The sequence below is a fragment of the Enterobacter sp. BIDMC 29 genome (assembly GCF_019378755.1).
In the GTDB taxonomy this organism is placed as follows: domain Bacteria; phylum Pseudomonadota; class Gammaproteobacteria; order Enterobacterales; family Enterobacteriaceae; genus Enterobacter; species Enterobacter ludwigii.
On record NZ_CP080000.1, the window covers coordinates 320,899 to 332,355 of the forward strand.

Here is an 11,457-nt window from a genome sequence, read left to right on the forward strand (position 1 = left end):
GATGGACAAAGTCAATAAAACTGCCCTTGTTACGGGCGGTTCCCGTGGTATCGGCCGCGCCATTGCTGAGCGTCTCGCGCGGGACGGTTTTACCACTATCGTGAATTACGCAGGTAATGCCGAGGCGGCAGAGCAAACCGTGCAGAGCATCGTTGCTAAAGGTGGCCGTGCGACGGCGATTCAGGCTGATGTTGCCAGCGAAGCGGACGTCAGCCACTTGTTCCAGCAAGCGAAAGCGGTTACCGGCAGACTGGATGTGGTGGTGCACAGCGCGGGGATCATGCCAATGGCGAAGATTACCCCTGCCGGTCTTCACGATTTTGATCGTGTCATTCATACCAACCTGCGTGGCGCATTTCTGGTGCTGGCAAATGCGGCTGAAACCGTGAGTGAAGGCGGCAGAATCATTGCCCTTTCGACGAGCGTGATCGCCAAATCCTTCCCGGCTTATGGTCCCTATATCGCCTCTAAAGCAGGCGTGGAAGGGCTTGTACACGTGCTGGCAAACGAACTGCGGGGCAGAAATATCACCGTTAATGCCGTTGCCCCGGGACCCACCGGGACTGAGCTCTTCTTTAACGGTAAGAGCGAAGAGCAGGTTGCGGCCGTTGCAAAACTGGCCCCGCTCGAGCGCATCGGTACCCCAGAAGAGATCGCCAGCGCAGTAGCGATGATCGCCGGTCCGGACGGGAGCTGGATCAACTCGCAGGTTATTCGTGTAAACGGTGGCTTCGCCTAATCCCCCCGACAGGCGAATGCATACGCTTTCGGGGTAAATGAGCGATGAGGCCTGCACGGTCATGCCGCACAGGCAATAGTCAATATCGTCACTACACCTGCGGGAAACGTCCCTTCCGGGTTGATATTGGAGAGTGCGGCGGTGGTCAATGCCATTGCCGAGCGCATCCGCCAGCAATTTTTACAGCTGGCCTGCCGATAAGATATTTGGATTTAAAGAGTATGAAGAAAATGACCTCCCAGAACTTTTCATGGGATGATTTGAAAACCGTTATGGCTGTAGGTGAGCACGGTAATCTGTCACGCGCCGCAGATGCTCTGGGCATCAATCATTCCACCTTGTTTCGTCGGTTGGGGGCCATTGAGACGTCGCTGGCATTAGCCCTCTTTCTGCGTCGCCGTACCCACTACGTTCCGACAAAAGCCGGAACCGCGCTGATCGCCCTGGGACACCGCATTGAAGAAGATATCCACTATGTTCTACAGAACATTGAAGAGGATGAATACGGTTTTTCGGGGGAGATAAGGGTCACCACGTCGGATGCCCTTTTGCAGGATTACCTTAACCCGCTGATCGCGTCATTTAGCCGGGTAAATCCCCACATTACCTTTCAGGTCTCGACAGGAAATGAATCCGTCAATTTGTTCGATGGCGGGGCGGATATCGCGTTTCGAGCCACCAGAGACATTCCGGAGCATCTTTCCGGCCGCAAGGTGGGATCGGCGTTCTGGGCAGTATATGGTTTACGTGAACAATGGGAAAAAAAGCAAGTCAATGCTATGGCGCTCACGGAGCATCGCTGGGTCTCTTTCCATTACGCAATGTCTAAGTTAAACGCCTTTCTGTGGATTGAAAAAAATATTCCCGAGAAAAATATCACCTTTCGCGGCGACTCCGTTCTCAGTGTTGCGTCGGCTATCTCAAGCGGGATTGGGATCGGTTTGTTACCCTGCATGCATGGCAATCAGATAGATAAACTGGCTCAGATTAGCCCCATCGTGGAGGGACTGGGTGAAGACATTTGGCTGCTCGCGCATCCTGATGTGAGGAAATCAGCAAAAATAAGGGAATTTATGAATCACTGTTCCCACTATTTAGCAGAGAACAGAAAGAGAATATTCGGACAAACATGTTAATTCCTTTTTTCATATAAAATTCATTAATATTTCACAGCGTTCATTTTTGCAATAAGCCCTTTGCAAAAATGAACGGACAAAAGAATATTTCGTTTTGTATAGTTTTCCCGAGTTCACGAATCAGGTCCTTAATACACTGATAAATTTAAACAAACATCGCGGAAATTATTATGACGATTAAAGCAACACCTGCAGCGGCCAGAAATCTGTTAAGCCCGGAAAACCATGCGCTGATCCTGCTGGATCACCAGAGCCAGATGGCGTTCAATGTGAAAAATATTGATATCGGCCTGCTGAGACAAAATACCGCAGTCCTCGCGGAAACAGGTAAGGGGTTTAATATTCCGACCCTTGTTTCGACGATTTCACGCCATGATTTTGCGGGCCCGGTATTTCCTGAAGTTTCAGCGGTATTCCCGGATGACGCGTCGTACGTTAACCGATCCACCTCCAACGCATGGGAGGATGGTAATTTTGTTGATGCCGTCAACAAACTGGAGCGCGACCGCCTGGTGTTTGCAGGTCTGTGGACCTCGGTCTGTCTGAATGGTCCGGTTCAGTCTGCCATTGAGCAAGGTTTTGACGTCTATATCGTCACAGACGCCAGCGGTGACATGAGTGCAGAAGCTCATGAACGCGCTGTGCAACGCATGATTCAGGCTGGCGCAAAGCCGATTACTGCCCTGACTTACCTGCTTGAACTGCAACGTGACTGGGCACGTCATGAAACCTACGAACTGACCACTTCGATCAGCCAGAAACATGGCGGAGCATTCGGTATTGGCATCCAGTATTGTGCAGATATGGTTCACGCCTAAGATAACTCGCCATACGATTTTTTTTGCTGGGGGAGTGGAATGACCGTATGGCCGGTATGCGGGCAGGATGCAGTATTCCTGCCCGCATGATTTTTCTGAGTACTGTTCACTTCTCTTCGTTCCCCCTCGCTCGCCGTTTCGGCTGCCTGTCTTACCCCGAATTCTTTTGAAAACCATTCCGAACAAACATGGCATCCAGCATTGAGTAAAAAATGAGTGATGAAATTGACACCCAACCTACCAACTGGTAGGTTGGTTTTCGTTCGCTTTCCAGCCAACCGGATCCGGGCCTGAGAACGTTATTTTTTTACCTAAGCGATAAGTGAGATCGGTAATGGAGAAAAAGCATGAGTTAGCGGCAGGGCCATCCATTCAGGGAGATGGCATTGCGGAAACAACGACAGCGATCGAGGTTTTTTCCGGCCCCGGCATGAGTATCAACCTGCGTTTTTGCCTGATGAAAGAGGTTGCGGCGTATAAGGCGCAGCAGGGTCAGGCAATTGCCGACCCTGAACAGGAACGGGACGTGCTTGAAAGAGCCTTTGCTGTCGCCCACGCGTCAGGGCTGGAAAGAGAGAGCGTCAGGTCTTTCATTCAACTGCAGATGGACATTGCGAAGGCTATCCAGCATTTCCATTGTGCCGACTGGCTCATGGAAGAAGACACACCGAGGACACCGATGCCGCTCTCTGCGGTGAGAGCAAAAATTGCCCATGCCGATGAATCAACGCTTCGCAGTATCGCCCGGAAATTAAAAACGGAGGGCGGCTTTTCCGGAGCTGATAAAGCGGCATTCATGCGAGAAATTCAGCATGAAAAAATACGTGACAGAGATAAAGAGCGGCTCTGGGCTACAGTTAAAAAAATCCTGCTTCATTCATCCTGTGGCGCGTCTTAATGGGCGAGTTATCACGCCAGCAGCGAAAGACGTGCTTAATGTTTTCAGGAATACGTTCTCGCGTATTTGATTGTGTATTCACTGTGTGAGCAAAAATATGACGAACACTTCACTTTCCACCGGCCAAAAAATAGTCCGCCTGTGCCTGGTCGCGATTATTCCCCTTGTCTTGATAGCGCTGTTTCTCTGGTCAGGCGGCTGGCTGACGCCGAATCGCCTGACGTCTGACAAACTGGTTTCGGTATTGCAGAAATTGGGTGGGGAACATCCCGGTTTTCGCCGCAATCACGCGAAGGGCGTGTGCGTGGTGGGGGATTTTATCTCTAACGGCCAGGTCAGCTCGTTATCGCGAGCAGCGCTGTTTGCCCCTGGCGAAACGCCGGTTACGGGGCGTTTCGCCATCGCAGGGGGTAACCCAAAAGCGCCGGATTATGCCGTTCCCGTGCGCAGCATGGCGCTGCAATTCAGGCAGAGCAACGGCGAGCAGTGGCGAACAGGCATGAACGCGATGCCACGCTTTCCGGTCTCTACCGTTGAAGACTTCTATGCGCTGCAAAACCTGACTCTGCCCGATCCGGCAACCGGTAAACCCAACCCCGATAAGCTTAAGGCGTTTGTGATCGCGCATCCTCAGATGCAACCCTACCTCGCCTGGGCAAAGCAGTATGTACCTTCATCCAGTTGGGCAAGCGATCGCTTTAATAGCCTGAATGCATTTCGCTTTATTGATAAAACGGGTAAAGAGCATCTGGTCCGCTGGAGTATGGTGCCGCATATTGGCTCTCAGCCGATGAGCGAGGCGGATAAAAATGATAAAGATTTTCTGCAACACGATCTTGAAGAGCGCCTGAAGCAAGGGCCGCTGAAATGGGATCTGATGATTACCGTCGCTAAACCGGGCGATCCGGGCAACGATGCAAGCCAGGTCTGGCCTGAAGATCGGCAAACCATCAATGCCGGCATGCTCGTGCTGACGCGTGCAACACCGCAGCAAAACGGTCCGTGCAATGACATCAACTACGATCCGCTGATTTTGCCCGATGGCATTGCCCCTTCGGACGATCCTTTACTGAATGCGCGCTCGGCGGCCTATGCCAAATCCTACAATGCGCGTACCCGTGAACAGTCCCAACAGTCAGGAGCTGGCTTATGAAACAGGTTGCTTATTTCCATCCGGCGTTGCGCATTCTGCACTGGTTCATGGCAGCGGCTATCGTGGCAATGCTGTTTATCGGCATTGCGATGGTTTCAACCATTTCGTCGAAGCATGCCCTGCTGGTGGCGATCCACAAACCGCTGGGGCTGATGATTCTGGTTCTGGTGGTGGTCAGGCTATGGCTGAGGTTTTATACCTCCGTCCCTTCGCTACCGGCTTCCATACCGGCCTGGCAGCGCCTGATAGCACATCTCTCACACTGGGCGTTATACCTCATGATGTTCCTTCAGCCCCTGATTGGCTGGGCGATGCAGTCAGCGGCGGGGTACCCCATCACCCTCGGGGGCGGGGTTGTTTTGCCACCCATTGTTCCGGTGAATAACGACTGGTTTGCCATTCTGCGCCCTTTGCACTCTCTGGTTGCGCTGATGCTATTTGCTACCGTGATGCTGCATTTGGCGGCCGCGCTTTTTCATGCGTTAGTGCTGCGTGATGGCGTCTTTGACAGTATGGCGGGGACCGGCAGACGGCGGCAGTAAAGGCGGCCTGTCGGTAGGTTTTCGCTCTGCTCTCTGATATCTTATTGATCTGTATACTGACAATGGGTTACGGCTATGTCCACCGAACGTTCACAGAAAGCAAACGACATTATATTTTTCACGCGACAATTGCTTACCACCGGTGGCTACCGAAGCTTCAGTTTTGCCGACCTTTCTGAAAAGGTGAATATTCGCAAGGCGAGTATTCACCACCATTTTTCAAGCAAGGCGGAGCTGGTAAGGGTCGTCGTGAGCGAGTATCGCCAGGAGGCCCGCGCCGGAATGCAGGCATTAAGCCATCAACTAAATAATCCGGTTGCCGAACTTCAGGCCTATGCCGATTATTGGGCCAAATGCATCCAGGACGGTTCTGCGCCATTTTGTATCTGCGCGATGCTTGCCGCCGAACTGCCGACGTTGCCGCCCGAAGTCGCTTCGGAAGTGACGGGACATTTCGCCGATCTCTCTGGCTGGCTGACGGAGTTGCTCCAGAGAGGAGAAAGGGAAAAATGCTTTACTGTCCGGTCAACCCACGCCAGCGAGGCGGGGCAGTTAATGGCAACGGTACATGGTGCCATGTTAGCCGCACGCGCGTTTAACGACGCGAAAGTATTTCAGCAAATCGTCCAGCCGGTGATCGACAATATTCTTGTATCGGATTGATCGCTCGATAGCACGACATTGCCCTTTTAACCTGCTTATAAGGGCGCAATGTGCACCTATCCTGAGGGTATTCCGTACCAATAATTGACCACTCCGCACAAATTCTGACCGTTTAAGACTCAACGGGGGATTAGAAACGACAATTTTTTCAAATTCCGCCTTCGTCCAATTTTAATAACCTGCTCTGTCTCATATTATCATGGTGTAAAAGGGAGACAGGGACACGTCTGAAGGCTAATCTTTGTTAATGACGATACGGCAAGCAACAACGTCGGGATGGCTGTCATGGACCGTTAAACGAGAGTATAACGGGACCGTTTCGTCCTGGAGTCTTATCTGGTTGGCTGGTAACAATTTGTGTCAGAATAGACGACAAGACATACCTATTTCCTTAATGGAGTCATCGCGCATGAGAATGGCAATCACCCTACTTTTCTTGATTATTTCGACCTGTTCCTGGGGGAAGGAACTCCCTAAGCTTGAAGGGAAACCCGTGTTAACCATCTCCGGGAAAATCGAGAACAGTAATCAAAATGGCGCTGCAGTCTTTGATATCGCTGGCCTGGAAAAAATCGGCCTCGTTACCATGCGTACCCGTAACCCATGGTATAATGACCAGACAAGCTTTGAGGGTATTCCCATGAAAAAACTCATGGAACTGGTCGGCGCCAAAGGCACTGTTCTGAGTGTAACCGCGCTCAATGATTATACGACTGAAATTCCCATTGAAGACTTCACAAAATATAACGTGATCCTTGCAATAAAAATGAACGGCCAATATATGCGCGTTCGCGACAAGGGCCCTCTGTTTATTGTCTATCCTTATGAAAGTAACAAAGAGTTGGATAACCAGGTCTATTACTCGAGATCAGCATGGCAGATTAGCAAAATGGTCGTAGAGTAATAATCTGGAGAAATGCATGAACAGGATCCTGGTAGGCATTATATTTTTCCTATTCATTACAACCGGGTATATTTCATTTCTTTTGCATGAGCGGCAGGAGGATCTGCAAAAACTCAACCATTATAAGGACTCCTGGTCTGTCTCTCAGATGGTTTCAGAATACTACAGGCTGGAGTCGTGGATCAGCCGTTATTCTGACAATAATCCTGATATCACCATGGACGATCTCCGCATGCGGCTGGAGATCATGCTTAGCCAGCGTGAGTTACTGAAAGAAGGCGATTTGGGTAAGTATGTAAAGTCGAATAAAAGCCATAATGCACTGGCAAAAAATCTGCATGAAACGCTTGATTACCTTGATCATCATCTGGAAGGGATGAGTCGCGCTCAACTTGCTGATTATCTTGAGAAAATGTATGCGCTTGATTCCTCCCTTAGCCAGTTTTCATCCAGTGCACTCTCCAATGATGTTAACTCCATCAACGAGACAAACCAGAATATACAAAAGCTGTATCGTATCTATTCAGGCCTTTCGGTTCTGTTGATTATTTTAAGTGCGATATTGGGTGTTTTAAACGTCTGCCAGAACAGGAAGATACTTAAAACTCACCGACAGGTTACCAGCCTGGCAAATGAACTTCAGAAATCGAAGGAAATACTCCAGCAACAGAATAAAAAACTGGCGTATGACGTTTACCATGACTCGTTAACGGGGCTTAAAAACAGGCTTTATTTCTGGGATGATCTTATTAATAACATCTCGATAGCGAGCCGCATACACAGGCCAGTCACGGTCATGTTGTTTGATCTCGATCGCTTTAAAGAAGTCAATGACAGCTTTGGTCACGATGCCGGCGATCTGTTATTGCGTGAGGTTGCGCACCGTTTATCTTCCATGAGCAACGAAACAAATACATTCTATCGCCTCGGGGGCGACGAGTTTGCATTATTGTCGCATGAGCTGACAGAAGAAAGTGCCGTTAATCTGGCAATGGAAATCTGTGAGTGCATTAAAAAGCCTTACATAATAGGTAACTCTAACGTCACCATTGGTACCTGCGTCGGTATTGTTGTTTCAGAGTTAGAACGACGTTCAGATTATCTTTATAAGTTTGCCGATCTGGCTCTGTATGAAGCTAAACGTGCAGGCTTAAACATGATCAAAGTGTTTCGCCGCATTATGCTGCAAAAGCTCGAGGAAAGCAGAACCCTGGAGCGTGATTTATCAGTGGCAGTCGCAAATAAAGAGTTGGTCGTTTACTATCAGCCGATTGTTGATTCGTACACCACTGAAATATATGGCTATGAAGCCCTTCTGCGCTGGAATCATCCCGTTAAGGGCATCATTGCGCCGGATGATTTTATTTCAGTAGCAGAGAAAACGGGATTCATCCATGAGATAGGCAAAGCCGCGCTTGAAATCGCCTGCAAGGAAGCCACGACATGGAAGGTGCCGGCAAGGATCTCTGTCAACGTGTCGCCGGTGCAGTTAAGCAGTATGAATTTTGTCGATACAGTACGCGCAGTGCTGGCCGAAACGGGGTTGCCCGCTACCCGGCTTGAGCTGGAGGTGACGGAATCTTCGCTGTTTACCGACAGTGAAACCCCCATCGAAATCCTTATGGCGCTCAGAGTGCTGGGCATAAAAATCTCTATTGATGATTTTGGTACGGGTTATTCCTCCCTTTCAAGATTGATTCAGTTAGGCTTTGATAAAATAAAAATCGATAAATCGTTTGTGCGAACAATATCCACGGATGAAGAAACTCAGACCATCGCAAAATTAATGGTCGGCATGGCGAAATGCCTTGATATGATAATTATTGCTGAAGGCGTTGAAACCAATGATCAACTGTTATGCCTTCAACGTTTAGGGTGTGATTTGGCACAAGGATATCTCTTTGGAAAGCCCGCACCCTTTATCAGTCAATCAATCAAAGCGGGTGAAACACTTGTTTAATCCTGCGGTGACGCTCCCTGGTCAACACGTGTGCCTGGTGCCTGGAAGAGAGGAGAGGGCGATATGCAGTCGCAACGGCTGATGGGGGAGGGGTATGAACCGTACGTTGAGCAACAGGGTGACAGACTGACCTACTCTTTGCCGGTCGATTCCGGATTTGTCAGTTTTAACTTCACGTTTGATCTTCGCCAGACCGATCTGAATGTCCTGCTGTCGAGCGATTACAGGCGAGCCGTCCTCGAGATCACGGCCCACACCTTGCTCCAGCATTCGACACTGAAGGGGAATGACCGTTTCACTCAGAAAGACTTCGACAATCTGGTCGCAGTCACACTCCACGCATCGCTGGCGCTTTTGCACATATTCATTTCGCGCGTGAGCCGTGAGCACAATATTGCCATTGACCATTATGTCGAAGAAATACTCCACCGACGAACACGCCGCGGTTGAACAGGCCCGAAGCCTGATCAATGTGTTCCTGATACTCCCCTCAACGCGAACATGACTGCCCCTCAACAGAAGCAGCCTGCATCTGCAATTTGCCGCAACACGGTCGCGTTATTCGGCAAAGTTCAACAGCGCGTTACCCTCCAGGCGATACCGTACCCATTCGTTTTGAGGTGATGCGCCAATGCTGAGGTAAAAATCAATTGCGGGCTGGTTCCAGTCCAGTACGCTCCATTCAAGGCGTCCGCAGCGCCGTTCCACGGCGTACTGCGCAATTTTCTTCAGCATCGCTTTTCCCGCGCCCTTGCCGCGATAAGCGGGGGAAATATACAAATCTTCCATATAAATACCGTTACGTCCAAGCCATGTGGAGTAGCTGGTGAAGAACACGGCGTATCCGGCGATTGTCCCTTCAATCTCGCAGATTAATGCTTCGGTATGGCTGCCGTCGCCAAAGAGTGTTTCGCGAATCTCATCCGGTGTGGTGACCACTTCTTGCGGGGCTTTTTCGTAAACCGCCAGCTCATAAATCATATCGTAAATAGCGGAGGCATCTTCCGGGCGGGCCTGGCGAAGGCTGATACTCATATGTTTTCCTGTCTTTTTTGCAAGGCATCGTTATTGATGGCGTTAAGCATAGGGGGTATTGTCAGAAGAATTAAGTGCAATGAAATCACCCCATGATGAATATTATGCATCCAGCGCTACGACGTCTTGATTTAAACCTGTTGCTCATTTTTGACGCCATTTATCGGCACTGTTCCGTTCGCCTCGCCGCGGATGAACTGGCGATGAGCACCTCTGCGTTGAGCCACGCACTGTCCCGACTGCGTATTGCGCTCAATGACCCGCTATTTTACCGGGAAGGCCACCGGATGTGCCCAAGCGTGTATGCCACCCAGCTCGCGCCCTCTATTGCATCAGCACTGAAATTTCTCAATCAGGAGCTGACTGTACAACCGGCGTTCGTGGCTTGCGAAAGCACGGAGCGGATCCAGATTGCGATCACGGACTTTACCGCGTTGTGCATTTTCCCGACGTTGATGCAGAGACTGCAGCAGGAAGCGCCTGGCTTGCGCTTTGATTTACGCTATTTGCCACACAGCCCGGCGCTGAACGAACTGTTGGCAGGAGAAGTGGATCTGGCGCTGGGATTCAGTACACCCGACGATATCCGTCACAATGAACTGGACGAGATAAACTGGTTTGAGGATGAGTATGTTGTCATCAGCAATACCCGCCGAACACAGCTGACGCTGGAAGATTATCTTGCCGCACGGCATCTGGTGATAACCCCCTGGAACGAAAAGCAGGGGGTACTGGATTTACGGCTTGAGCAGTTGGGGTATACGCGGCAGATAGCGCTTAAGACGCCATCCATGCTGAGTGCTCCGTTTATCGTTGCGGAAAGCGACCTGCTAATGGCCATTCCCCGTTTTGCTGCTGAGAAGCTGAAACATGCTGCCAGTATTCAGATTTTTTCATTGCCGTTCACCATAAGCCCGTTTGAAGTAAAGATTTACTCGCATAAACGCAGTGGCCAGAGAGGGGCAACCAAATGGCTGAAGACGACACTTCACATGCTGGCGGACGAGTTGCCGCAAAACATTTATGGCCATGAAACTGACAATCGAATTTGAATGAGGGTAAATGCCATGCTTCTGGAACAGTTGAAAACGCTGGAACGCACGCTTCATGGCAGCAGGCGCAACGATCGTGAATGGCTTGAACAGATACTTCACGACCAGTTCAGGGAAATGACACGATCAGGTATGTTGATCGATCGTTCGCAGACAATCGAGGCACTTTCTGCCGAAACAGTTATCCCGACCATTCTCAGCAGCGACTTTCAGCTCATCCAAATACGAGAGGATGTCGCGATATTGCACTACAGGACATTCAATACGGACGGCACTCGCCCGACTTTGCGCTCTTCGTGTTGGGAGCGGGCCGGGAGCGGGCAATGGAAACTGGTATTCCATCAGGGGACACCTGATGCGGGGAGCGGATAAGGTCCCAGGAGCGCACCGCAGAAAACGATTTCTGGATCTCAAGTGGGGAGAGTTAAGCCAGCCGACGAAGTGGCCTGAAATAGCGGCATTACTCCGCACTCATTTTAAGTTTGTGGGGTCGCTTATCGCTCGTAGCAAACCTTGCGGCTCTTATGTCGGTCCGCTTTGTGCCAGAAGCGGACGTT

General features: G+C 50.3%; 13 protein-coding genes. 12 read left to right on the forward strand and 1 reads right to left on the reverse strand.

The features are described 5' to 3' along the window. Position 1 precedes the first annotated feature (1 nt). The 10 genes from JTA15_RS01455 to JTA15_RS01500 all read left to right on the forward strand — a co-directional run bounded on the left by JTA15_RS01455 (position 2) and on the right by JTA15_RS01500 (position 9,263). Positions 2-739: an SDR family oxidoreductase gene (locus JTA15_RS01455; protein ID WP_014169027.1), complete on the forward strand. Its 738-nt coding sequence runs from the start codon at positions 2-4 to the stop codon at positions 737-739. Between the two features lie 221 nt (positions 740-960). Then, the gene (locus JTA15_RS01460) at positions 961-1,875 is read left to right on the forward strand and encodes a LysR family transcriptional regulator (protein WP_219372781.1); all 915 of its coding nucleotides are present in this window, start codon (positions 961-963) and stop codon (positions 1,873-1,875) included. A 170-nt stretch (positions 1,876-2,045) separates the two neighbouring features. Beyond that, the gene (locus JTA15_RS01465; protein ID WP_020885059.1) at positions 2,046-2,693 is read left to right on the forward strand and encodes an isochorismatase family protein; all 648 of its coding nucleotides are present in this window, start codon (positions 2,046-2,048) and stop codon (positions 2,691-2,693) included. A 334-nt stretch (positions 2,694-3,027) separates the two neighbouring features. Beyond that, positions 3,028-3,591 carry a gamma subclass chorismate mutase AroQ gene (gene aroQ / locus JTA15_RS01470; protein ID WP_042866541.1) on the forward strand — a complete coding sequence of 188 codons (564 nt, stop codon included), beginning with the start codon at positions 3,028-3,030 and terminating at the stop codon, positions 3,589-3,591. Between the two features lie 97 nt (positions 3,592-3,688). Next, on the forward strand, positions 3,689-4,744 hold the full coding sequence (locus JTA15_RS01475; protein ID WP_219372782.1) for a catalase family peroxidase: 1,056 nt from the start codon (positions 3,689-3,691) through the stop codon (positions 4,742-4,744). After that, positions 4,741-5,286, forward strand: coding sequence for a cytochrome b (locus tag JTA15_RS01480; RefSeq protein ID WP_014169034.1), 546 nt, complete (start codon positions 4,741-4,743; stop codon positions 5,284-5,286). The genes JTA15_RS01475 and JTA15_RS01480 overlap by 4 nt, the downstream gene beginning before the upstream one ends. 75 nt (positions 5,287-5,361) lie before the next feature. Further along, on the forward strand, positions 5,362-5,949 hold the full coding sequence (locus tag JTA15_RS01485; RefSeq protein WP_014169035.1) for a TetR/AcrR family transcriptional regulator: 588 nt from the start codon (positions 5,362-5,364) through the stop codon (positions 5,947-5,949). A gap of 409 nt (positions 5,950-6,358) precedes the next feature. After that, positions 6,359-6,853, forward strand: a complete 495-nt coding sequence (locus JTA15_RS01490) for a molybdopterin-dependent oxidoreductase (protein WP_020885054.1) — start codon at positions 6,359-6,361, stop codon at positions 6,851-6,853. A gap of 16 nt (positions 6,854-6,869) precedes the next feature. Further along, positions 6,870-8,813, forward strand: coding sequence for a bifunctional diguanylate cyclase/phosphodiesterase (locus JTA15_RS01495; RefSeq protein WP_025204718.1), 1,944 nt, complete (start codon positions 6,870-6,872; stop codon positions 8,811-8,813). A 63-nt stretch (positions 8,814-8,876) separates the two neighbouring features. Beyond that, a complete protein-coding gene (locus JTA15_RS01500; protein ID WP_219372783.1) occupies positions 8,877-9,263 on the forward strand; it encodes a hypothetical protein in 387 nt (128 codons plus the stop codon). A 108-nt stretch (positions 9,264-9,371) separates the two neighbouring features. Here JTA15_RS01500 and JTA15_RS01505 read toward each other — a convergent pair whose 3' ends face one another. Continuing rightward, positions 9,372-9,848, reverse strand: a complete 477-nt coding sequence (locus JTA15_RS01505) for a GNAT family N-acetyltransferase (RefSeq protein ID WP_219372784.1) — start codon at positions 9,846-9,848, stop codon at positions 9,372-9,374. Between the two features lie 92 nt (positions 9,849-9,940). On the opposite strand from JTA15_RS01505, the gene JTA15_RS01510 reads away from it, so the two are divergent. Further along, on the forward strand, positions 9,941-10,900 hold the full coding sequence (locus JTA15_RS01510) for a LysR family transcriptional regulator (RefSeq protein ID WP_047743995.1): 960 nt from the start codon (positions 9,941-9,943) through the stop codon (positions 10,898-10,900). Between the two features lie 15 nt (positions 10,901-10,915). Continuing rightward, positions 10,916-11,272 (forward strand): DUF4440 domain-containing protein, encoded by a 357-nt coding sequence (locus JTA15_RS01515; RefSeq protein WP_219372785.1) that lies wholly within the window; start codon positions 10,916-10,918, stop codon positions 11,270-11,272. Positions 11,273-11,457 lie beyond the last annotated feature (185 nt).